Raw genomic sequence first — 23,552 nt, forward strand, 5'->3', positions numbered from 1 at the left:
TTACCATACAAGGAAATTCTGCTACTTGGCTGAACTCCTCATTGTTTATTCTTCCACCATCTGAGATGCAAATTTCTTTAATTCTTCAGCTATCATACTCTTAATTTCTTCTTTTGAAACTGAAGCTTCATCACTTTCTACTACCCCAGTATTCTTCTCAACTAATATTGAAATTCCATCGAAAAGGTTAGTCATTCTCCCTAAAAATAGACTTCCTTTTCCTATTATCATAAAGTTATTTAACTTTCCTGACATTATATGTTCAATACCATGCCCAACTATAGGAACTCCTGATGGTATATGACCTTGTGTTGGTGCATATCCTGGATAGCCATGCTTTGATACAAAATTCGGTAGTTCCTTTCTATCTAATTGTCCACTCTTTACTGCAAGTGCCCCTATCATCTTGTAGTTTTGAGTTGGAACATCTCCTGCCCCTGCTGGCTCTGTTAAATCTGGAGTTTGCATTTCTGGAGCAAATTTATCAACGTCAGTGATTTTTAATCCATTCTTAGCTAATGGCTCTGAAACTAATGCCTCTAAAACCGCCTGTGGTGCAGCTCCATGTCCAATACTATGTCTTCCTACTACATCTGTTCTTAAAATTGGACTTACCCCATCATTTTCAGATATTAGTATTGCAAATCCTCCTAAGCAATCTTCTAAAACAGGTAATCCCTTTTTAACATGGTCCTTACCATTCATTCCAAGCTTAGCAGTAGCCCCACCAGCAAAGACTATTACATTCTTGTAAATTCCTGATTTAACTAATGCTGCTGCCGTAACTATTGAGTGTGAAGGACCAGCACAGAAACCTCTCATATCTATTCCTGTAGCACCTTTAATTCCTGCAATTTCCCCGCAGGCCTTAGCTATATTTCCGCCACCTCTCTGATTCATATCTCCTATAGCTTCTTCTGAACATTCAATTAAGTATTCCACTTGGTTAACATCAATTCCTGAATTTTTCACTAAATGCATCAAGGCAAGAACTCCTGAAGCCTTAACAGCTAAATTTTCAACAATAATATGTGAAGTCAAGTTCTTATCAAATTCGTGAGCTCTTTTTACACAGCCAATGAGCTTGCCCTTATCATATAGTCCTTCAGCTACATGATTTTCCACTAACTTCTCTATTTCAACTAATTCAATGCCTTCCTTTAAAGCATCAGCCTTTATATTTAAAACAGGGTGGGACTTGAACTTCTCTCTAACGGTTTCTGTAAAGTCCTTTTCTAATAGAACCAGGTCAAATACATCACTTACCTTCATCAAACCATAAAACTCATCTTGGGACATAATTTCGCCGAACTTACCAAATCTTGATAACCCCGTAATCTTTTCATTGTACCATGGTCTCTCTCTTTCACTTAGTTCCTCTGGAGTCATGTTTCCTATATAGGTTTGATTTGGTGCATAGTTAACTACCTCTTCATAAGATCTTAAGTGATTCGGTACAGCCTTTAAATACTCCGATTCTGAATTTGTCTCTCTTTCTAGTGTTTGAGTAGTACCATTGTGTAATATCATATCTGGTGTATTCACTAATACATATGCCGCATTTTTAATTACTGGAAAACTCATTTTTAAAAACCTCCATTCACTATTTTCAATTGCTTTTTATCCGATGACTACCCGCTCTAATACCCCATCGCATTCTGTGAAAGATGGAGTAAAGAGCGTCTACGTTCCTGGATTCGTTCAGCTAAGAATCAGGTGGGGTTAAAACCCCATCTGATTCAAGTTTCACTTTATACTAAAAGAGCATGCATTTCTGCATGCCATTTTAAAACTTCTAAAGCTTTTATAGGTTATTTATTGTATTTTGAATGCTCATCTCTAACAGTTTTTACTTCACTGATAATTGCATCTATATCAAGAACCATTTCCATCATTCCACACTGTTCATCATAAATAGCTGGATCAAATTCATTTTTAACTTCTGGTTCTACCACATGATACACACCAAGACCTAATGCAATTCCTGCAAGTGGTCCTGCAAAAGTAGGATCTCCCACAGCTACAGTTTCCGCTGATAGTCCTGATGCCTCAGCCTCAGCTCCCCCTATTATTACAACTACATTTTCAGCACCGTATTTTGAAGTTAAATCAATTACTCTTTGTTGGATCTCCAGATCCATAGCACCTGCGGCTGTTCAAACAAAGCATTCTGTTGAAGCAAATACGACTTCTCCTTTAGCACTTTTCACACATTCTTCAATAGCTGGACCTGGAATTCCATCTCTGTCCCCTATTGCAATTATTTTCTTTCCTTCTAATAAACTCATAGCTTTTTTCCTCCTATAATTTAAGCATTAATATGTTTTGTAATCATTGCATCAATACTTTCTTTTGTAGCATCTTCCTTTACTACTTCCTCAATCTTTTTCCCATCTTTATATAGTGATATTGTCGGAAGCCCAAGTACCTTTTGAGAAATTGCCAGTCTTCTAGCCTTTGTAGTATTTAGTTTACAAAATTTAACCTTACTTTCATACTTTTCAGCTAATGCTTCTACATCTGGTAATAAAGCTTGGCATGGTGCACAACCATCTCCAAAATAGTCTACAAGTACATATCCCTCCCCTTCTAAAACTTCAGAGTTAAAGCTGTCCTTATCTACAATTATCATATTAGCTACCACCTTTCCTTTAAAAATTATTTTCTATATATTTCTCTGCTTGTACAGCAGCAATAGCCCCATCTGCTGTTGCTGTAACAACCTGTCTTAAAGGCTTTTCTCTTATATCCCCAGCTGCAAATACCCCTTCTATATTTGTTTCCATCTTATCATTTGTTATTATATATCCACCTTCATTCAACTGGATTTTTTCCTTAAATAAATTGTTTATAGGTAGATATCCTGTGAATACAAATATACCAAAGGTACCATCCTCTTCATCAGCAAAGTATTCATGAGTTTCGGAAGTTTTAGTGTTTTTAAATACTGCTGATTCTAATATTCCCTCTCCTTTTATCTCATCAACAACAGTGTTCCACATAAAATGAATTTTTTCATTTTTAAAAGCCTTTTCTTGTATAGATTTAGCAGCTCTTAATTCATCTCTTCTGTGAACTATTGTTACCTTTCTTGCAAACTTTGTTAAATAAATAGCCTCCTCAACAGCAGAATCTCCTCCGCCAACTACGAAAACCTCTAAGTCTTGGAAAAAATCTGCATCACAAGTTGCACAGTAAGATACACCTTTTCCAATTAATTTATTCTCTCCAGGGCATCCAATATGTCTAGGTGATGCTCCTGTGGCAATAATCACAGCTTTAGCCTTATATTCTTCACTTTCTCCCCTAAGTAGCTTTATTTTCCCACTAAAATCTACTTCTTTTATATTGTCTTTTTTTCTTTCAGCCCCAAAACTTTCAACCTGTTTTTCCATTCTTGCTATTAAGCTTGAACCTGTGGCATCCTCCACTGATCCAGGATAATTAGCCACTTCATCTGTAGTTACAATTTGTCCCCCTACCTTCGTCCTTTCAAGTATTAAAGTTTTCATTCTAGCTCTCGCTGCGTATAAGGCAGCAGAAAGTCCTGCTGGTCCTGAACCGATAATTATAACATCGTATAAATTATTCATATTGCACCTTCTTTTTTAATATTTTAATAATATTTCCTTACCACTTAAGATAAATCTACTTCTAATTCCTCATTTTTAGATACTACTATTTCTTCTTTAGCCTGATCTTCTCTAAGAGCCTTGTATATGCTGTAGCACATAACAAGCATAATTAGCATGAATGGAAAGGCGGCAGCAATAGAGGCAGTTTGTAGTGTCTTTATAGCAGCAGTACCTCCTACTAAAACAATCATTATAGTAACTGTTCCTTGTGTAACTCCCCAAAATCCACAGAGTTTTTTACTTGGATTTAGGTCTCCTCCTGATGTCAACATACTTAGTACATATGTAGCTGAATTAGCAGCTCCTGCAAAGGATGCTATAATCAGAATAATAGCTAGAGGTGCAGTGATAACATATAATGGTAGATGCTGCAAGGTTGCAAATAAAGCAGTGGAAACATCAGTTTTAACAGCTGCTTGAATAGCACCATTTGACAATGCATCTAGATTAAAGGCAGCTCCCCCATAGATTCCAATCCATGCTAAGCAGAAACCAGAAGGCAGGAATACTGATGCCAGTATGAATTCACGAATAGTACGACCTCTGGAAACACGTGCTATGAACTGACCTACAAAGGCTGCCCAAGCTATATACCAAGCTCTGTAGAATACCGGCCAAGCCTTAGTCCATTCAATATTCCCCATCCACAAACTCTGTCCGATAAAGTTTTGAATATAATCACCAAGGGTATGAGTAAAACTATTTAGTATAAATACCATTCCACCAAAAAGGAAGATAAATACCATAAATCCAATTGAAAGCCATACCTTCACGTCAGCTACAGCCTGCATCGCCTTATGCAACCCGGATACGGTCGCCAGCGTAAATATCGCTGTCATGATTGCGATAATAATAGCAGTAATACCAGGCGTCGCTTGAATTCCCCAGATATATTGTATTCCTGTGGCAATCTGGCCAGCCCCTAGCCCCAAGCTAGTCGCTACGCCAAACATCGTCGCAAATACCGCTATTACATCGATGGCTTTACCGATAGGTCCGCGAATGCGATCACCAAGTATTGGATAAAAAGCGGAGCTGATTAAGCATGGAAGACCTTTTCGATACTGGAAATAGGCCAGGGCTAAACCGCAAACCGCGTAAATAATCCATACATGAATACCAAAATCATTAAATACAATCCGCATGGCATCATGCATAGCTTGCTCAGTCCCAGCTTGTCCTACAGGAGGTGACATATAATGAGTCATTGGTTCAGCAATGGACCAGAAAACCATTCCTATACCCATTCCTCCTCCGAACAGCATAGTGAACCACTGAAAATTTGTAAATTCTGGTTTTTCATCATCCTGCCCTAACTTGATTTTTCCAAACCTACTTAAAGCAATAATGAATATAAACACTGTAAACACAAATACTGATACAAGATATAGCCAACCAAAGTTTGTGGTTAAAAGTGATAATACACTATTGGCTCCTTTTGCCATTTGAGAAGGCAAGATTATACTAAATGCCACAAATATTAGAGCTATACCTGCTGAAACATACAAAACTGAGCGGTCTTTTAATTGTTGTTCATTTGACATAATTAAATTTCCCCCTTCATAAAGCCAATCCAAATAGGTCTCATCAATTAAGCAACCATGTAAAACCTGTGATTTTATGATGGTCGCTTACTCCTCTGACAGAAGGAAGAGGAGTTTCATTTTTAACAAGACCTATTTAGTTAACTGATTTAGATCTTTACTTTGAATACAGTTTGTTCCTTAATATCAGTTGCAAGAGAGTCTAAAGCTACACCGACTCTATGATATCTTAACTTCCACTGCTGCTCCTTAGAATCTCCAGGATTTCCAAGTGGATATGGTATAGATATTGTTGGAACTATTCTATTTGCACCTACTGTTGTTGCTACAGGGATTAAATTACACATTTGAACAACTGGGAATCCAGCTCTTTCAATTTCTTTTACCATTGTTGCACCGCAACGTGTACAAGTTCCTCAGGTGGAGGTCATTACAACGGCATCTACATTTGCTTCTTTTAGATGTACAATAATTTCTCTTGCCATTCTAGCAGCCTCACCTTGAGTAGTTCCAGTTCCAACTGTGGAGTAGAAATACTCATGAAGTTTACCTATTTTGCCCTCTTTTTCATAAGCTCTTAAAGCATCTAATGGAACTATTACATTAGGGTCTGAATCTGCTGCTGCTGGGTCAAAGCCTGCATGTATTGTCTTGAAGATTCCTCCTTCTAATTTATCTAACTTTGATATATCATATTTGCCCCATCTTGTTGCTGAAGCAGATTGAATTCTATCAGGGTTGTCCACAGGAACTATACCACCAGTTGTTACGCAAGCTATATTTGCCTTGCTTAAATCTTTAATAGCCTCCGCTATAGGCACTCTGTCCATTTTAGGAATAGGCAGTTCAGTTACAAATTCTTCCCCTTTTAATTTCTTTAACATCATTTCCACTACTCTATCCGCAGCTGGTTTTCCTGATTCAAGCCAAACCTGATGTCTCTTACCTCTTCCATAATATCCTTCTTCTTCTGCTGAAAGTAGTTTCTCACCACTTAATATTTTATTTCCAAAGTCAGCCATTGCCTTTATGTCTTTTCTCATTCTTCCAGCATTATTTCCACCCTTGAATATATAAACATCCTTTTTAAACATCTCAACACCTGGGTTTTCAATATGCATTGAGGATATAACTTGTACACCGAACTTCTCTTTTACAGCCTTACAAATAACTCCACAAGCATTTCCATATCTTCCGGCTTGGAAGGCAGGACCTGCAAAGAATATATCAAACTCTTTTCCTTCTAAAAAGCCTAGTATTTTCTCTACTGCTTCCTTCTCATTTGAGCCCATAAAGTTATCCCCACATATTATTGTGTGAGTAATTTCTGTATCTTTTAGTTGTTTGCTTAACTCTAAAGCAGGTCCAACTAGTCCATCTCTTATTTCTGGAGAAAAATCTGCTTTATCTTCTCCCCCTATTTGTCCAAAGAATTGATTTATATATAGAATTGCTTTCTTCATCTAATCTGCACCTCCTAAAACTCTTTCATTGTTTTTGGTGACCATCCAGAAGCTTGATCTCCACAGAACATTGCATTGTTTTCCATAATAATTGAACCATCTTCTCTTACTGAAGGTCCTAATATTTCATCATTTGCCCAGCCTCCTGAAAGACCATCTCTAGCTAGTGACTGTAGCTCTCCTATAACTGTTTCCATTGGTGGCAATTCAATTAGCTCTGAAACGTTTCCAGTAGATACAATAGCATCTGCCTTTACATCTAATGATACTAAAGGTTGAGATTCTCCATCTCTTCCAGTACATTCGTTTGTAATACCACAGGTTTTAACTCCAGCTTCTTCTAAAGCTACTATACAAGCTATAAAGTCAGCATCTGGATTACCATATCCTTCTTCTGCAACAATTGCTCCATCTGCTCCCAGAGATCTTGCCATTTGAGCTACAAATAGAGCTGAACGTTTCTTTTGCTCTAGTGCTACGTTAAGGTTAGACATTATAACACCTAAGAAGTTAAGGGTCTTTCCATGTTCAGCATAAAGCCTTTTAATAGTTGGATTGTTTTGAAAATCATATGTAGCCCATTTTGACGAACATGGCATGAAGCTTCCTGAAATCACAGCCCCATCTAAAACTTCATTTGGATGCATAAATGTAGGAACCATGTGATTTGCATCCCATCCATATACTAAATCGTTGTATCCCATTTCCTCCATCTGTGATTGAGGCTGCATTACAAATACAACTGATGGCAATTCTTGAACCTCTTTTGCTCTCTTAGTAACTGGTTCTAATTCAAAGGCTTCTATTTCTTCTGGTTCTAAATCTTTAACAGCATTTCCAATAAACTCAGCCAATTTATGCCCAGCCCATCTTAAAGCCCTATTTTTCTTTTGCTGTTCATGTTTTTCAAAATCTTCGTCTGTGTCTCCTACAAGGACTATGTTTTTTAACTGAGAATAGTAACTGTACTTTGCACCTTCTCCACTCATATCTATTAAACCGTCTTGGAATCCACCCCAGTGTTTTCCAACTACTAAAACACTACAGCCTTTAAGTGCATGAGTTCGTCCTTCTCCTACTGGAATAACCTCTCCTGTAACTCCTGGGAATAAAGTGTTACCGTTTACTTTTACTCTAGGCTCAATTGCCTCTTTTACAGGAACTAAACGAACCTTGTCTCCTGGTTTTACAATTAGTATATCAGCTTCTGTAATGTGTTCATCTTCTAAGACAAAATCCAATGCTTCCTTCTTATTTATTGTTAATATTCCATTTTTGTAGGAAGTCTTTTCTCCAAAAACAATATCTTTCACATGAAAATTTCCAAATTCTAATTTCACTTATACCACACCTCTTTCACATAAATGTCCATAGTATCACCATGATTTGTTTTTTGAAATATACTTCAATAGCGCTATTTGTTTAAATATTATCACAATTCATATCATTTTGTAAACATGATTATATTATAATCGCGATTATATTGTTATAAAAATAACAAATACCTTTTATTATAAATTAAAATAATATACTAACCTTCCTTATTCTCTAGCTTGAGAGGATGTACTCTAAATTTTAATTATAGAAATTATTAATATATTTTATTATGTTATGTAATAATACAAGTCCATGCTTTTAAAAAAGTGAAATTTAAGATATAATTGTTATGCTTACTAGTGTGTTAAAATTTTTTGCAAGATGGTGATTTTAATGGAAATGGATAAAAAAGCTATTCAAAAAAAACGAATGATGAAATATTTTATAGATGCAGTTCAAAAAATAATAAAAGAAGAAAGCATTGATTTTGTTACTATTAGAAAAGTTTCAGATATAGCTGGATTTAATAGTGCTACAATCTACAACTACTTTAATAATCTAAATGAGCTGATATTTTTTAGTTCAATTAAATATTTAGAAGACTATGCTCACGATCTTCCTAATTATGTTAAAAATCATGATAATGCTTTAGATACTTTTATGAACATATGGAAATGCTTCTGTTATCATTCTTACAATAACCCAAAGGTTTACTACAATCTTTTTTTGAGGAAGGTGTTAATCCTTCCAATAGTTCAATTAAGAACTATTTCCATATTTTTTCTGAGGAACTAAACAATCAATCTGAGGAACTACTTCCAATGCTGCTAGGGGAAAGGATTTATGATAGAAATCTAACTGTTTTAAAGCGATGCGCTGATGAAGGGTTTATACAGGAAAAGGATTTGGAACAAATTAATGAAATGATTTTGTTAATTTATCACAGCATGCTTTATAAGGTATTAAAACGTCAATGCGATTATACAGTTGAAGATGCAACAGAACGGACACTAAACTATATAAAACATACAATAGATTCATTTAGATAGTAAATCTCTACAATTGAATTTCAAAGTATTATTTAGGTTAAAATAGATATGAAACTTATTAATAAACTTGTAATTAAATCTTGGTGTTTTCTAAAAGGAGTAATTTTATGGGAAAAATAATTGAATTCAAAAAATTTAGTAATAGAATTAATAAAGACAACCTAAAAACACAGGGTTTTTCCACAGATATCTTTCCAGAGGAAGACTTTATATACATTAGAAGAGAAATAGAATTTAATCTAGATGAAATGGATGAACTTCTTAATTGTATTTATAAACAAATATCGATTAACGATACTCTCATAATTAGTACTGAAGATAACTATGAATTCGAAAAAATGACTTATTTAAAAGACTTTAATGACAAATTACATGATATTATGTATTTTTTGACAAACACTTTATATCGGGATCCAATTACAATTAATATGAATTTTTTAGAACTTCAGTATTTAGTTGGTACTTTACAATTAGAAACTGAAGTTCTCGAAGACTCCGATGCTTCTATAGATAATGATGCTTCATCAGATTACTTTAAAGTTATAAATAAAATATATCACAGACTTTACCCAGTATATAATTCTTGGAAAAAAGAATTATATGAAAACTAAGCTATTTCTGATATAATTATAATAAAATTCAAAAAATTTATCTAAATAGTGTTTAAAGAACAACTGGGAGGTAAAAATGTTTGATGCAAATTACAAAACTACGGACAACTCTATATGGCAAGGTCGAATTGACAGTGACAGTAATTATGATGCCTTTAGGTGGCATCAATGGATTAAAAGTATTGATCTAAGAGACGATAACTTAATTCCTTACACTGGAAAACTAGGCTTCGCTTTTATTGGCTTTTGCTGTGATGAAGGTGTTAAGCGTAATAGAGGTAGAGCTGGCGCTGCTAATGGCCCACAGAGTATTAGAAAGGAACTATCTATTTTACCATGCCTCTTCACAAAAGATGTTGAACTTTTTGATGCCGGAAACATATTCTGTGAAAACATATCTCTAGAGGAAGGTCAAAATCTACTTTCAATGGCTGTATCTAAAATTTTAGATTTAAATCTTTTTCCAATAGTATTAGGTGGTGGTCATGAAACTGCTTTTGGAAACTATAATGGTATACTAGACCACTTGTCTAAAAGCAATCCTAGTCCAAGCATTGGTATAATAAATTTTGATGCTCATTTTGACCTTAGACCATATCCTAATGGTAGCAGTTCTGGAACAATGTTTAGACAGATATCAGATATTTGTAAAGATCGGAACTTAGATTATTCTTATTTCTGTCTTGGGGTCCAAAAACATAGCAACACCGTTGATTTATTTAAGACAGCTGATAAACTAGGTGTTAAGTATACATTGGCAAAGGATGTAATGAATAGCAACAATTGGAGTGTTTTAGAAAAATTAGATGATTTTATAAAGCTTCAGGAACATATTTATATAACAATATGCTCTGATGTATTCTCCTCTTCTTTTGCTCCTGGGGTAAGTGCTGCTCAGCCTTTAGGCTTGGATCCTGAAAAGGTATTAAACTGCCTCAAGTACATTATAAAATCTAAGAAAGTAGTAGGCTTTGATATATGTGAAGTTTCACCAAGATTTGATCAAGATAACACTACTGCAAATTTAGCTTCAATTATAATTTTTTCAGTAGTTAATACTATAAGTCAAATTCACAATTTATGTGATGAATACTAAAATAAATCCAATATAATTGAGTAATAGGCGATCTGCTAGTTTTCTTATATAGATATTCAACTTCGATAATTGGCTTAGTCAAGGTATTCATATGGGTACATCTGACAGTACAAAAGAAGTCCCCTATGAATACAGCTAATAAGCCAAACACTCAAGTTGGAACTCTATATAAAATATTATTACATTGATCTTATCGCTATAAATATCGCATAAATTAGCATAGCAATAAAATATAGTGAAACTATCATTAGTATGTTACCAATTAGTCTTTGAGTTTTTCTTTTAGAAAGTGAAATAATTAAGAACGAACCAAATATAACTAGCCCTCCAACTAGCATCATTATGGTGTTAAGCTTAGATACAAAAATATATCCTTGCACATATAGAAGGATTCCTAAAAAAATAATGCTAGGTAGAATGCCTCTTTTCTTTATAGCATCTTTTCTATTTATGATTTTTTTCTTGTCCATAGTAATTATCTCCTTATCTTATGTTACTTTCAAGTTTATATTATAATCAAAAATACATAAATATTCTATATGTTTATCTATTACAGACAAATAAAAGGTTGTAATATAAGTAAAAACGAAATAGAATCATTTAAATGTTGATTCTGTTTTTCCTTTTTCAAATTATAACATAGTAGTAATTTCTAAATTACTTTTCTTTGAAAGATCAATATATTCAGAGTTGACACTAACAATTGGCTTAGAAATAGCATGTGGAGGAACGTATAAAATTTCTCCAGTACATCCGTTATTCAATAAAACCTTCGAGCCAACGTAACAAGCAGCCAAATTTCCCAGGAAAGTATTTATTATATGTATATCAAAATAGCCTATACTATCATTCTGAAGCATTTCGAAAGCTTTAAAGGGAGTTTCCCTTTTTCTATATACTCTTTCTGATATAATCGCATCATATACATCTGCAACAGCAATTATTTTAGAATATATACTTAATTCATCTCCATCTTTTCCCACAGGATATCCTGATTTATTCATTCTTTCATGATGAGTTAAAATAACTTCTTTTACATCATCTGAAATAACGCTTAGATCTTTTATCATGTTATATCCATAAATAGGATGCTTTTTTATCACTTCAAACTCTTGTAAATTTAACTTTCCTCTTTTATTTAAAATTTCAGTTGATACCTTTATCTGCCCAATATCGTGCAGTAATCCAGCTTGAACTACTTCATTTATCTCATTTTTAGTTAAGCATAACCATTTACCTAGCAGCATTCCATAAAAAGATACATTTACACTATGATTATATAAATACTGATCCGCTGTTCTTAATTCACTGAGGCATTTAACAATATAGTATTCATCATTTATAGAGTTATAAATGGAATCAGATATTTTATTTATCCTTTGTACATTTGCCTTTTCCCCTCTAGATAAATCATTTATTAATCCATTAATTTCTATGACATTCTGTTTATAATCTTTCTTTAACTTTAAAAAAGTAGCATCCATAACTTTAGGTGTTTCTTTCTCAGAATTTCCATATACCCATATACACTCTATTTCAAATGCTATAAGCTTATTTTTTATATAATTATTTATAATCGTATTTTCTACGGCAATAGTTGCACCATATTTACTTACTATTTTTTGTGCAATTATGTCTCCTAAATTGCACTCTGAAACTAATATGCATACTTTTCTCATACCTATCTCCTCAAAAACACAAAATTATTATTTTTCAACTTAATTTTATATAATTATAGCACTAAATAACATAATTTTCACATATTAGTATTTTAGTTTCTTTAAGGCATCTTCAAAAAATAAAAAACTATAAGAGACAACCACATGGGCCGACCTTATAGTTTTTTCTATAGTTTTATTTCTTTTACATAAGTCTTTTTCAATCCAAGAATCCTGTTTATACCTCTAATTCTACTTTCTTCTCTACTGCTTCAAGGATTTCGCCATTTATCATAAGTTCTTCACACTTATCTATCTCTTTATACATGATTTTATCTTCTTCAATAAAGCTTACTTTTTCTCTTATCACTTTGTATACTTCACTAGTACCTTTACCTAGCTTAATCCTATCTCTAAAATCTATAGCTTGACATGCAGCCATAAGCTCTGTTGCAAGCACTCTTCTTGCATTATTTAAAATATCTAGGCTCTTTCTAGCTGCAATAGTTCCCATACTTACATGGTCTTCTTGGTTTGCTGATGAAGGTATAGAATCCACTGATGCTGGATGCGCAAGAACTTTATTTTCTGATACTAAAGCAGCAGCTGCATATTGTGTAATCATAAAACCTGAATTAACTCCACCATTTTTTACAAGGAAAGGAGGCAAATCATTTAATTGAAAATTCACTAATCTCTCGAGTCTTCTTTCTGATATATTAGCAAGTTCAGCTACTGCAATACCAAGAAAATCGAAACTCAACGCCATAGGTTGTCCATGGAAGTTTCCTCCTGATATTACGTCTCCATTTTCAAACACAATTGGGTTATCTGTTGCGGAGTTTATTTCTATCTCAACTTTTTCTTTCACATAATTTATAGCATCCTTGCTTGCACCATGAACTTGCGGTACGCATCTTAGTGTATATGCATCCTGAGTTCTTATTTCTCCTTGATTAGTTATAGAAGAACTATCTTCTATTAAAGCAAGCATATTTTTAGCTGTTTGTATTTGCCCTTTGTGAGGTCTTACCTCATGAACTCTTGGATCAAAGGCATTTCTTATTCCTCTTAAGGCCTCTAATGTCATTGCTGCTGTAACATCACTAAGCTTTAATAGATTTATAGCATTATATACAGCTATGGCACCTACTGCAGTCATTACTTGAGTTCCATTTATTAGAGCTAGTCCTTCTTTTGCTACCAGCTCTACTAATGGTATACCTGCCTTTTCCATAGCTTCCTTACCTGACACAATATTACCCTTAAACTCAGCCTCACCCTCACCAATCATAGGTAATACCATATGCGAAAGTGGCGCTAAATCTCCAGATGCTCCTAATGATCCTTTTTCAGGTATAATAGGATGTACTTCTTTGTTAAGCATATCTATTAAAGTCTCTAAAGTACTTAATCTTATTCCTGAATAGCCTTTTGATAAAGCATTTGCTCTTAATAACATTATAGCTCTTACTATTTCTTTAGGAAATTTTTCACCTGTACCACAGGAATGAGATATTATCAAGTTTCTTTGAAGAGTTTTGCATTCTTCTCCTGATATAACTATGTCAGAAAATTTTCCAAATCCTGTAGTAATTCCATAAACTACTTTATTGTTATCAACTATGTTATCAACTATCTCTCTTGATTTTTTAACCTTTTCCTTAGCATCATCAGTAAGCGCTACCTTATAACCCTTATATGCAACATTTATTATATCTTCTAATGTAAGATTTGTTCCGTTTAATTCAATAATCCCCATGTTTTTTTCCTCCTTAACTTCTTTTAAACTCTATACCAATTTACTTTCTATGATTCCCATGATTTCCTCTTTTTTCTTCTTACTATTTTCCAATAGATATTTGCACTTATCTTTGAACTCTTGTTTACGCTCTTCATCTTTTAAACCCATGATATTTATTTTTACGTTTAATATTGCACCCTCTATAGCAGTTTCCACTAATGACGCTGCAACTCCAGCATCTGACACTGCATTTTTATTTCCATGCTGTACTGCTATATAAATATGATCATAAAGCTTATATGCTTTTTCAGCCACCTGCAGTGGTATTTCTAAAGCTTCTTTATTACCCTCTGCTATTTTTTCTTTTCTACTTCTGATTTCATCTTCTGTAGTTTTAGGCATTTTAAAAGCTTCCATTAATGACAAGAAAGCATTAGTATCTCTTTCCATAAGTTCTAAAAGCTCTACTTTATATAAGTTAACTTCTTTGAAGGAATCATCAACTTTTTCCTTTAATGATTCATCATACTCCATGTATTCTTTCTTTCCAATTGTAAGATTGAATACCATGCTAGCTAATGCACTAGCAAGAGAAGCAGAAAGCGCTGCTATACTTCCGCCCCCTGGTGCTGGTGATTTAGACCCTAACTCATCTATAAAATCTTTTAAGGCTAGATTTTGTAACATTTTACAATCCCCCATTTTAATATAAAATTATCCCTGCTTATACACAGTTTTTCCATCCTGAACTACAATTGACCCATTTTTAATTACCTTATCTACTGCATTTACTCCAAAATGGTAGAATAAATAATTTAAATTTTTAGCATTAAATATAGCTAAATCTGCCTTCTTGCCAATTTCAATACTACCGATTTCTTTTTCTCTACCAACTGCACAAGCAGCATTTATAGTCATTGCATTTATTATTTCCTCTGGCATCATTCTAAGACCAAAACAAGCAAAAGTCATAGTGCTTTGTAATGATTCAGTTGGGGAAGTTCCAGGGTTGCAATCAGTGGATAAAGCTACTGGAACACCTTCTTCTATCATTTTTCTTGCCCTTGCAAACTTATTTAGCATTAAGTAAAAGGATGTAGTTGGTAACAATACTGCAATAACATTGTTATCAGCCATAGCCTTTATACCTTCATCGGAAGCTGCTACTAAATGCTCTGCAGATACAGCTTTAATTTCTCCAGCAAGTTCTGCTCCTCCTATAGATTCTATTTCATCTGCGTGAAGCTTAGCTTTAAGCCCTAACTCTTGTCCTGCTTTTAAAATTTCTCTAGCCTCTTCTACAGTGAATACTCCTTCTTCACAGAAGCAGTCGACAAATTCAGCTAAACTATTTTCTTTAATATAAGGCATTACTTTATTAATCATAAGATTTATATATTCTTCCCTATTGCCTTTATACTCTTTAGGTATAGCATGCGCACCAAGATATGTTGAGACTATATCTATAGGATGGGTTTTGTTTAAGTTTTTGTTTACTTGTAGCATTTTTATCTCATTTTCAAAATCTAAGGCATACCCAGATTTACTTTCTACTGTTGTAGTACCATGTGAGAGCATTAAATCTAATCTTTTTCTAGTTTCAGTTTCCAGCATTTCTTGTGAAGCTTCTCTTGTTTTACTTACAGTACTCAATATACCGCCACCAGCATTAAGTATGTCTATGTACTTCATCTTTTGAAGCTTTAAAGGCAATTCAAACTCTCTTGAACCTGCATACACCACATGAGTATGACTGTCTATAAGTCCTGGAGTTACAGTTTTACCTTGAGCATCTACTACAACTCTATTATCATTTAAATATTTTTTATATCCATCGCCACTACCTACATCTACTATAAAGTTATCTTCTATTACTATATAACCATTTTCTATTATGCCAGCATCTTTTAATTTATCTTTAGTTTTAGGGAAGCTGCCAGCACAAGTTACTAGACAACTTATATTCTTAATTATCATTCAATTCCCTCCAATATTTATCCGGTGACTACCCGCTCTTTACTCACTCTTACCAAAAGACGGGTAATCACTGGATTCGTTCAACATTCTACTTCATTTAAAAATATTTAGAAACTGCTTTTATTACTAAATCATCATCTGCTAAATATGGAAGTGTTACATGATCTGTACCTGCATGAGTTTTATTAAACTCTATTACTGTTTCAATTGAATGTTCATTTCTTGCCCATGAACGTCTTGAAACTCCTCCCATAACATCCCAAGTCATTGCTGATTTAATTATTTCATCTATTCTATAGCTTCCGTCTAATACTAGTCCAAAGCCTCCATTTATGGATTTTCCTATACCAACACCACCACCATTATGAAGAGCTACAAGGCTCATACCTCTAGCAGCATTACCAGCATAACACTGAACAGCCATATCTGCCATTACATTACTTCCATCTTTAATGTTTGAAGTTTCTCTAAATGGAGAATCCGTACCACTTACATCATGGTGGTCTCTTCCTAGCATTATAGGCCCAACTTCACCTTTTCTTACCATTTCGTTGAATTTAAGAGCTATATTTACTCTTCCAGTTGTATCTTGATATAATATTCTTGCTTCTGTTCCTACTACCATGCTATTCTTTTCTGCATCTTTTATCCAGTTATAGTTATCTCTATCTTGATATCTTCTATTAGGGTCTATACATTCCATAGCAGCTTTATCTGTTTTAATTAAGTCTTCTCTCTTACCACTTAAGCAAACCCATCTAAATGGACCATAACCATAATCGAATAATTGAGGTCCCATTATATCTTCTACATATGAAGGGAATATAAATCCGTCTTTTTCATCTATTCCATTCTTAGATATTTCTTGAACACCAGCATCATATATCGCTTTCAGAAATGAATTACCATAATCGAAGAAATAAGTTCCTTTTTCTACTAAAGCTTTTATTAACTCAAAATGACGTCTAAGAGTCTTACCTACTAACTTAGCAAAAGTTTCTCTATCTTCTGCAAGTAGTCTTGTTCTTTCTTCAAAAGTAATTCCACTTGGACAGTATCCTCCTTCATATACATTGTGACATGAAGTTTGGTCTGATAGTAAATCTATTTTTATGTTGTTATTAACTGCATATTCAAGTAGATCTACTATATTTCCTTCATAAGCAATTGAAATAGGCTCTTTTTTATCTACATATTCTTTAGCAATCTTAAATACTTCTTCTAAGTTAGCTGAAGCTTTATTAACCCATCCTTGTTCAAGTCTTGTATTGATTCTTGATCTATCTACTTCTGCAATTATTCCTACACCATTTGCTATTTCCATAGCTTTTGGCTGAGCACCACTCATTCCGCCAAGTCCTGAACTTACAAAAATATATCCTCTTAAATCTCCATCACTCGGAATACCAAGTTTCATTCTTCCAGCATTTAGTAGAGTGTTAAATGTACCATGAACTATACCTTGTGGTCCTATATACATCCATCCTCCTGCTGTCATTTGTCCATAATTTGCTACACCCATTTCTTCTGCTATTTCCCAATCTTTTAGGTTATCAAACATACCAATCATTAGAGCATTAGTTATTATTACTCTTGGTGCATTTGGATTAGATCTAAATAATCCAAGAGGATGCCCTGATTCAATTACTAATGTTTGATCTTGAGTCATAACCTCTAAATATTTCATTATAAGTCTATACTGCATCCAATTTTGACACACACTTCCTGTTTCTCCATAAGTAACTAATTCATAAGGATATAAAGCTACTTCAAAGTCTAAGTTGTTATCTATCATAACTTGGAAAGCCTTGCCCTCTACACAATTTCCTTTATATTCATCGATTGGTTTTCCGTATAGCCTTCCTTCAGGACGGAATCTATATCCATAAATTCTTCCCTTTGTGGTAAGTTCTTCCAAGAATTCTGGAATTAATTGCTCATGATATTGAGATGGAATATATCTTAAAGCATTTTTTAGAGCAATTTCTGTTTGTGCTTTAGTCAAATTAAAACCTCTATTTGGTGCTCTTCTTATTCCTTTTTCAAATTTGGGCATTTCCGGTAATGCATCGTCTAATCTTACAGTCATAGCGCCTTTAATATCTATATTATTAATCATGGTATATCCTCCTTATTCTTTAATCTATTCTGCTAATCTTGACTCTAATACTTGGTTTATATCAAAGTTTTCAATTTGAAGATAATACTCTGCACAATCTATTAAAGCTTTCATTGGAACTAATCCAATAACCTCAGCTCCTACTACTGGAACACCATATCTTTTAGCTTCCATTTTAACCATTTCCTGCGCAGTGTAGATAGCTGTTTTTTCATACTGTACTAAGTTTATTGAAACTTGAGCTATGTTTCTTTCAGTTAACATTACCCCAACTGCTTTAGCGTATCTTAAACCTCCATTTATGTGTCTTATTTTTCTAGCTATTGCATTTGCTATTTCTATATTATCTGTGCCTAAATTTACATTGTATGCAATTAGTGGGAACCTAGCGCCTATAACTGTAGCTCCACTTTTTTCATTCATTTCATTTGGTCCAAAGTCTGGCTTCCACTCAGGTTGTTTTATTTTTTCAAAGAATCCCTCATATTGACCTTTTCTTATATTGGCTAAATTTTGTCTTTCTGGTGCTGTAGCTGCATCTTCATATAAATACACAGGAATATTTAATTCCTCTCCAACTCTTTTTCCGAGTTCCTTAGCTAGTTCAACACATTCCTCAGTAGTTAAGTCCTTTATTGGAATGAAAGGAACTACATCTGTCGCACCCATTCTTGGATGTGCTCCCTCATGCTTACTCATATCAATTAGTTCTGAAGCCTTTTTAATAAGTTTAAAAGCAGCTTCCTTCACTTCTTCTGGTCCACCTATCATTGTTACAACTGACCTGTTATGGTCTTTATCTGAACAATAATCAAGTAACTTTACTCCTTCTGTTTTTCTAACCTCATCCACAATTTTTTCAATTATTTCTTTATCTCTACCTTCACTAAAATTTGGTACACATTCTACTAATTTTGCCATATGTATTTCCCCCTTAGTTTGTTTTATTTGATTCCATTGTATCGTTTACACATCTACATACCGTCTATTTAATAAGGATTTATTAAGAATTTTCTATATAATTTAATTATTTTTTTATCGACGCTAAAACTTTCACTTATTTTTTATTCTAATAAACAGAATTCACAGATTATATTTCTTTTTTATTTCTTAAATTATTGTTAGTTAATATCAAGAAATGAAGGTTTCATAAAAACAATCAAAAAATTAAAAATGGAATTGTCCTAAATATGCATAAAATAAGTATTTAGGTACAATTCCTATATGGTTCGAAACTTAAATTATATATAAACCTCTCCTTCAGCAACTATACTCACATTACCCTTCATATAAATATCCTCAATCCGACCATTCTTCACGGTGGTAAGAATATCTATATTTCCACCAGGCTGCTTTACTTTTTTATCAATACTACTGTGGAGTTTTGAGGACAATACCACACCAAGGGCAGCAGCACCTGTACCGCAACCTCTTTCCCATATAATGCTTCCAGTGTTTTTAACATAGACAAGGGGCGTCATAAAATCTTCTTCTTCATTATAAAACATTATTCCGAGTGCACTGTAAGGTAATGGAGAAAGCTCTTTTACAAGCTTAAGAAGCAACTCTTCACCAGGAATATCATTACCTGTAGATATCACTACATGAGCGATTCCATCAAACTCTACAAGAAGTCCACTGTAATCAATTTCATTGTAATTAATTTCAATTGTATTGATTGACTTATGCAATGGAATTTTAACCTTTACTTCAAAGGCATTATTGGTGAGCTGTTTAACTTCACCGTAGAGAATCTGCTCAACTGCTGATGATTCAAAAGGCACAATATGCTTGCCCTCTTTCAATTCAAAGGGACTATAACCTTTCTGAACCATTACAGCAGCAAAAGCTCTTGAAGCGTTACCACAAAACTCTCCTCCCATCATATGAAGCCTTGAACAGCTTCCATGAAGGTTAGGCCTTTCAATAAACCCTACTTGCTCAGCATGAAGATTATTATAATTCATAAGCTTGTTTGCTACTTCGGGATATATTGATCTAGGAAGAGGATCAAGTATGAATATTGTCATATTTTCAGTTGGGTTTACCTTTACAAAATTTAATTTCATTAAGATCAACACCTCTTTTTATATGATATAATAACCAATATTCCGCTACTATTTATCTACATGTTCAAAGTCACATTCCATTATAGGAACTACCTTTGTTTTATGTACTACCTTATATCCAAGGTAAAAACATAAAAATAGAGGGATAATTCCATAGTTAGTTATAAAGTCAAACCAACTGAAAGTTTCAGCCTGAAATACCCATATATTAGCACCAAATAGAACAATGACACAGAGTATTGTTGCAAATATAGGTCCAAATGGATACCACAAGGCTTTATACTTTAGATCTTCAATCTTTCTACCTTGAGCAACATAAGCTTTTCTGAATCTGTAATGGCAAATTGCTATTCCAAACCATGCTAAGAAGATTGTAACTCCAGATAAATTATAAAGTATATAATATATCTTACCATCACCAATAAGCGATGCAAAGAATGCTGTTGACGCAATAGCTGCTGTAAGAATAAGTGCATTTATTGGAACGCCTCTTTTATTTACCTTAGCAAATAATTTTGGGGCTTTTCCCTCTTTAGCCATAGCATATACCATACGAGATCCTGCATAAAGTCCTGAGTTACCACAAGAAAGAACAGAAGTTAATATAACTGCATTCATTATTGACGCAGCGGCAGCAATACCAGATCTTTGGAATACAATAGTAAATGGGCTATATGCTATTTCTGATACACCATTTTTCAATAAATTGGGATCAGTAAAAGGAATAATAAAACCAATAACAATAATTGCGCCAATGTAAAAAATAAGTATTCTCCAAAAAACTGAATTTATGGCTTTTGGCACATCTTTTTCAGGATTTTCGGATTCACCAGCTGCGAGTCCAACCACTTCTGTACCAGCAAAAGAAAATCCAGCTGTTAAAAAGCTCATCAGTATTGCTACTCCTCCACCTACAAATGGTGCAGAATTACCTTTTCCATCCTTAAGCGTCCAATTGCTAAAGCCTGTTGAATGGCCTCCCATGATTCCAAATATCATAAGTATACCAACGATAAGAAATATGATAATTGTTACAACCTTTATACTTGAAAACCAATATTCACCTTCACCGTACGCTCTTGCGGACATTAAATTTAAACCAAACAAAATAATTAAAAATCCTACACTCCAAAAAGTAGTCTGTGTATTAGGCAACCAATACTTAATAACAAGCCCAGCTGCAACTAATTCTGCTGCAACAGTAATTGCCCAGTTAAACCAATAATTCCAGCCTAGTGCAAATCCAAGTGCTGGATCAACAAATCTTGATGCATAGGTTTCAAAAGAACCGGAGCTTGGTATCATTGTCGCCATTTCTCCTAGTGACGTCATTAAAAAATATACAAGAATCCCCATAAGTCCATATGCCAAAATTGCACCACCAGGACCTGAAGAACTAATGGTGTTCCCACTGGTAAAGAATAGACCTGTTCCAATTGCACCCCCTATAGCAATCATGTTCATGTGTCTTGTTTTTAAGCTTCTTTGTAATTCACCATGATTTTTTGTTTCCAAATTTTTGTTCATAAAATCCCCCCTTGTTCTCTTTAAGTTAATATCACTTTAATTAGCTGCAGCTAATTTAATTATATCGTTTACACATCTCTAAAACGTCTATACAGATAAAGATTTGTTAAAAATTTGTTAAGAATATTCTATAAATTTTAATTATTTTTATTGACGCAAAAAATAAGCTGATGTTTTTACACCAGCTACTCAATATTTATTTTATTTAAAGCATCAATTTGATGCTTATCTCTTGCTTCAGTTAAATATTTTTCCCCCTGTTCAACATATTCTTTCAAATCATCATTTAAGTATTTTTCAAAAGTTTGCTCAATATAAAAATTATCTTTCATATTTGCCTTTAATTCTGCTTTAACTTTAAAAACTGTCCCTATCTCTTTAGGGTTTTTTAACGCCTTTGAATTTATGTCAGCATTCTTTAAATATTTTAAAGCTCCTTCAAAATTTTCTTCTTCTACTAGAATCAGTGACATAAATGCCTCTGCTATGGCTCTTCCCCATATGAAATCAAACTGTCGGTAGATATTCATCGCATTTAAAAAATATCCCTTTGCCAAAATATAATCACCAATATAATAAGCTGTTTCTCCTGCATTTGTTTGAAATAAAGCAAGACAAGTAAGTACATTTTTTTCTTCACATATTTCAATAGCTTTATTATAATAGTGTAATGCCTCTAAAAAATTACCGTTCTTCTTTCTTATATCTCCAATATAGTTATAACAAGCAGCTATGTTTAAAACATACTGTTCAGAATTATTTTTAGTGGTACTTAGTGTATTTATTGATTTGTGCATTAAGGCCTCAGCTTCTTCATAGTCTCCAATCATCTTTTTATACAATGCCTTAAGCCTCAATAATATACCTATTTCTTTGTTACAATTATATTCCGCAGCTATATTAAGTCCAAGATTAATATAAGTTATCATTTCATCAGTGTTATTTGTTTGAATACAATAGTAAATCATCTGCTTGCATCCCTCAATAGCGTAGGCTGAGCTGCTAATTTCCTCGGCCTTTTCAATCATATTTTGAATATTTCTAATTCCTTCGCCATACTCACCTCTTCTTATTAAATATCTACCTTTTATATGAAGAACATAGACTTCAAATTCTAATGTTTCAGCTGAGTTTCCTTCTTCATCCTTTACCTTATTTAAAAGTTCTTCTATTTCAGAAATATTCTTTACAGTTTCACTCTCATTAAAATATAATTTATTGTAGGTCTCATTGCTATTGTAAATTATCGGAAAAAGTTCATGACTGAAATTAAAATATATATTCAAGATTTTGATTCTGTATTTTAAGGTAGCCATATAATTGCTAGCACTTTGAAAATGATAAATTAATTTATAATAAACATTGATATCACCTATATTGTTTTTAAGAGTTCTTTCAAAAATCTCTCCTATCCTGTTATGAAGTATTCTCTTTCTTCCTTGGGATAGCTGTGTGTATTGAAATTCTCTTAATTTTTGGTGAGTGAACTTAAAACATATATTATTCCCGTTAATCTCCTCCCTCAAAATGCACTTTTTCTCAAGTTGTTCTATTATGTCCATAATCTGCAGTTCATCCTTATGTGTCAATTCTTTTAAAATAAACATAGGCACTTCATCTGCAAATAGTGATGATATTTCAACTATCCTTCTTTCATCCTCGGACATGTCTATAAATCTACCCTTTAAAACATCTTGCATCTTAGATGTCATTATATTTACATTTTTCTTTGATTTAATCATA

At 33.5% G+C, this 23,552-nt stretch carries 21 protein-coding genes; 4 read left to right on the plus strand and 17 right to left on the minus strand.

What is annotated here, in order from left to right:
* Positions 1-45: 45 nt before the first annotated feature.
* The 7 genes from grdC to RCG18_RS26260 form a co-directional block, all read right to left on the minus strand.
* The gene (gene grdC / locus RCG18_RS26230; RefSeq protein ID WP_308038902.1) at positions 46-1,584 is read right to left on the minus strand and encodes a glycine/sarcosine/betaine reductase complex component C subunit beta; all 1,539 of its coding nucleotides are present in this window, start codon (positions 1,582-1,584) and stop codon (positions 46-48) included.
* A 227-nt stretch (positions 1,585-1,811) separates the two neighbouring features.
* The gene (grdA, locus tag RCG18_RS26235; RefSeq protein WP_308038903.1) at positions 1,812-2,288 is read right to left on the minus strand and encodes a glycine/sarcosine/betaine reductase complex selenoprotein A; all 477 of its coding nucleotides are present in this window, start codon (positions 2,286-2,288) and stop codon (positions 1,812-1,814) included.
* Between the two features lie 20 nt (positions 2,289-2,308).
* On the minus strand, positions 2,309-2,632 hold the full coding sequence (locus RCG18_RS26240) for a thioredoxin domain-containing protein (protein ID WP_308038904.1): 324 nt from the start codon (positions 2,630-2,632) through the stop codon (positions 2,309-2,311).
* A gap of 19 nt (positions 2,633-2,651) precedes the next feature.
* On the minus strand, positions 2,652-3,593 hold the full coding sequence (gene trxB, locus RCG18_RS26245; protein WP_308038905.1) for a thioredoxin-disulfide reductase: 942 nt from the start codon (positions 3,591-3,593) through the stop codon (positions 2,652-2,654).
* A 44-nt stretch (positions 3,594-3,637) separates the two neighbouring features.
* Positions 3,638-5,179 carry a BCCT family transporter gene (locus tag RCG18_RS26250; protein ID WP_308038906.1) on the minus strand — a complete coding sequence of 514 codons (1,542 nt, stop codon included), beginning with the start codon at positions 5,177-5,179 and terminating at the stop codon, positions 3,638-3,640.
* 149 nt (positions 5,180-5,328) lie between these two features.
* Positions 5,329-6,642: a betaine reductase selenoprotein B gene (gene grdH / locus RCG18_RS26255; RefSeq protein WP_308038907.1), complete on the minus strand. Its 1,314-nt coding sequence runs from the start codon at positions 6,640-6,642 to the stop codon at positions 5,329-5,331.
* A 14-nt stretch (positions 6,643-6,656) separates the two neighbouring features.
* Positions 6,657-7,982 (minus strand): glycine/sarcosine/betaine reductase component B subunit, encoded by a 1,326-nt coding sequence (locus RCG18_RS26260; protein WP_308038908.1) that lies wholly within the window; start codon positions 7,980-7,982, stop codon positions 6,657-6,659.
* A gap of 370 nt (positions 7,983-8,352) precedes the next feature.
* Here RCG18_RS26260 and RCG18_RS26265 point away from each other — a divergent pair, with 370 nt between their 5' ends.
* The 4 genes from RCG18_RS26265 to hutG all read left to right on the plus strand — a co-directional run bounded on the left by RCG18_RS26265 (position 8,353) and on the right by hutG (position 10,715).
* Positions 8,353-8,754, plus strand: a complete 402-nt coding sequence (locus RCG18_RS26265; protein WP_308038909.1) for a TetR/AcrR family transcriptional regulator — start codon at positions 8,353-8,355, stop codon at positions 8,752-8,754.
* A gap of 26 nt (positions 8,755-8,780) precedes the next feature.
* Positions 8,781-9,008 carry a hypothetical protein gene (locus tag RCG18_RS26270; RefSeq protein ID WP_308038910.1) on the plus strand — a complete coding sequence of 76 codons (228 nt, stop codon included), beginning with the start codon at positions 8,781-8,783 and terminating at the stop codon, positions 9,006-9,008.
* 107 nt (positions 9,009-9,115) lie between these two features.
* A complete protein-coding gene (locus RCG18_RS26275) occupies positions 9,116-9,619 on the plus strand; it encodes a hypothetical protein (protein ID WP_308038911.1) in 504 nt (167 codons plus the stop codon).
* A gap of 76 nt (positions 9,620-9,695) precedes the next feature.
* On the plus strand, positions 9,696-10,715 hold the full coding sequence (gene hutG, locus RCG18_RS26280; RefSeq protein WP_308038912.1) for a formimidoylglutamase: 1,020 nt from the start codon (positions 9,696-9,698) through the stop codon (positions 10,713-10,715).
* 179 nt (positions 10,716-10,894) lie between these two features.
* Here hutG and RCG18_RS26285 read toward each other — a convergent pair whose 3' ends face one another.
* From RCG18_RS26285 to RCG18_RS26330, 10 genes are all read right to left on the minus strand, one after another.
* Entirely contained in the window at positions 10,895-11,185 is a 291-nt protein-coding gene (locus tag RCG18_RS26285) for a hypothetical protein (RefSeq protein WP_308038914.1), read from the minus strand.
* Positions 11,186-11,347: 162 nt separating this feature from the next.
* A complete protein-coding gene (locus tag RCG18_RS26290) occupies positions 11,348-12,394 on the minus strand; it encodes an HD-GYP domain-containing protein (protein WP_308038915.1) in 1,047 nt (348 codons plus the stop codon).
* Positions 12,395-12,611: 217 nt separating this feature from the next.
* Positions 12,612-14,135, minus strand: coding sequence for a histidine ammonia-lyase (gene hutH, locus RCG18_RS26295; protein WP_308038916.1), 1,524 nt, complete (start codon positions 14,133-14,135; stop codon positions 12,612-12,614).
* A gap of 30 nt (positions 14,136-14,165) precedes the next feature.
* Positions 14,166-14,804: a cyclodeaminase/cyclohydrolase family protein gene (locus tag RCG18_RS26300; protein ID WP_308038917.1), complete on the minus strand. Its 639-nt coding sequence runs from the start codon at positions 14,802-14,804 to the stop codon at positions 14,166-14,168.
* A gap of 27 nt (positions 14,805-14,831) precedes the next feature.
* On the minus strand, positions 14,832-16,094 hold the full coding sequence (gene hutI, locus RCG18_RS26305) for an imidazolonepropionase (protein ID WP_308038918.1): 1,263 nt from the start codon (positions 16,092-16,094) through the stop codon (positions 14,832-14,834).
* Positions 16,095-16,191: 97 nt separating this feature from the next.
* The gene (locus tag RCG18_RS26310) at positions 16,192-18,213 is read right to left on the minus strand and encodes a urocanate hydratase (protein ID WP_308038919.1); all 2,022 of its coding nucleotides are present in this window, start codon (positions 18,211-18,213) and stop codon (positions 16,192-16,194) included.
* 24 nt (positions 18,214-18,237) lie between these two features.
* A complete protein-coding gene (ftcD, locus tag RCG18_RS26315) occupies positions 18,238-19,134 on the minus strand; it encodes a glutamate formimidoyltransferase (protein WP_308038920.1) in 897 nt (298 codons plus the stop codon).
* Between the two features lie 320 nt (positions 19,135-19,454).
* Entirely contained in the window at positions 19,455-20,282 is an 828-nt protein-coding gene (locus tag RCG18_RS26320) for a diaminopimelate epimerase (protein ID WP_308038921.1), read from the minus strand.
* 48 nt (positions 20,283-20,330) lie between these two features.
* Positions 20,331-21,809, minus strand: a complete 1,479-nt coding sequence (locus RCG18_RS26325; protein WP_308038922.1) for an amino acid permease — start codon at positions 21,807-21,809, stop codon at positions 20,331-20,333.
* A gap of 185 nt (positions 21,810-21,994) precedes the next feature.
* On the minus strand, positions 21,995-23,551 hold the full coding sequence (locus tag RCG18_RS26330) for a hypothetical protein (RefSeq protein WP_308038923.1): 1,557 nt from the start codon (positions 23,549-23,551) through the stop codon (positions 21,995-21,997).
* Between the last annotated feature and the right edge of the window lies 1 nt (position 23,552).

The sequence above is a fragment of the Clostridium sp. OS1-26 genome (assembly GCF_030915445.1).
Classification (GTDB): Bacteria; Bacillota; Clostridia; order Clostridiales; family Clostridiaceae; genus Clostridium_AM.

Excerpts from the sequence above, each read along its gene's own strand:
- grdC (WP_308038902.1), bottom strand. The coding sequence starts at position 1,584 with ATGAGTTTTCCAGTAATTAAAAATGCGGCATATGTATTAGTGAATACA.
- RCG18_RS26240 (WP_308038904.1), bottom strand. The coding sequence starts at position 2,632 with ATGATAATTGTAGATAAGGACAGCTTTAACTCTGAAGTTTTAGAAGGG.
- trxB (WP_308038905.1), bottom strand. The coding sequence starts at position 3,593 with ATGAATAATTTATACGATGTTATAATTATCGGTTCAGGACCAGCAGGA.
- RCG18_RS26250 (WP_308038906.1), bottom strand. The coding sequence starts at position 5,179 with ATGTCAAATGAACAACAATTAAAAGACCGCTCAGTTTTGTATGTTTCA.
- RCG18_RS26265 (WP_308038909.1), top strand. The coding sequence starts at position 8,353 with ATGGAAATGGATAAAAAAGCTATTCAAAAAAAACGAATGATGAAATAT.
- RCG18_RS26270 (WP_308038910.1), top strand. The coding sequence starts at position 8,781 with ATGCTGCTAGGGGAAAGGATTTATGATAGAAATCTAACTGTTTTAAAG.
- RCG18_RS26275 (WP_308038911.1), top strand. The coding sequence starts at position 9,116 with ATGGGAAAAATAATTGAATTCAAAAAATTTAGTAATAGAATTAATAAA.
- hutG (WP_308038912.1), top strand. The coding sequence starts at position 9,696 with ATGTTTGATGCAAATTACAAAACTACGGACAACTCTATATGGCAAGGT.
- RCG18_RS26285 (WP_308038914.1), bottom strand. The coding sequence starts at position 11,185 with ATGGACAAGAAAAAAATCATAAATAGAAAAGATGCTATAAAGAAAAGA.
- RCG18_RS26290 (WP_308038915.1), bottom strand. The coding sequence starts at position 12,394 with ATGAGAAAAGTATGCATATTAGTTTCAGAGTGCAATTTAGGAGACATA.
- hutH (WP_308038916.1), bottom strand. The coding sequence starts at position 14,135 with ATGGGGATTATTGAATTAAACGGAACAAATCTTACATTAGAAGATATA.
- RCG18_RS26300 (WP_308038917.1), bottom strand. The coding sequence starts at position 14,804 with ATGTTACAAAATCTAGCCTTAAAAGATTTTATAGATGAGTTAGGGTCT.
- hutI (WP_308038918.1), bottom strand. The coding sequence starts at position 16,094 with ATGATAATTAAGAATATAAGTTGTCTAGTAACTTGTGCTGGCAGCTTC.
- RCG18_RS26310 (WP_308038919.1), bottom strand. The coding sequence starts at position 18,213 with ATGATTAATAATATAGATATTAAAGGCGCTATGACTGTAAGATTAGAC.
- ftcD (WP_308038920.1), bottom strand. The coding sequence starts at position 19,134 with ATGGCAAAATTAGTAGAATGTGTACCAAATTTTAGTGAAGGTAGAGAT.
- RCG18_RS26320 (WP_308038921.1), bottom strand. The coding sequence starts at position 20,282 with ATGAAATTAAATTTTGTAAAGGTAAACCCAACTGAAAATATGACAATA.
- RCG18_RS26325 (WP_308038922.1), bottom strand. The coding sequence starts at position 21,809 with ATGAACAAAAATTTGGAAACAAAAAATCATGGTGAATTACAAAGAAGC.
- RCG18_RS26330 (WP_308038923.1), bottom strand. The coding sequence starts at position 23,551 with ATGATTAAATCAAAGAAAAATGTAAATATAATGACATCTAAGATGCAA.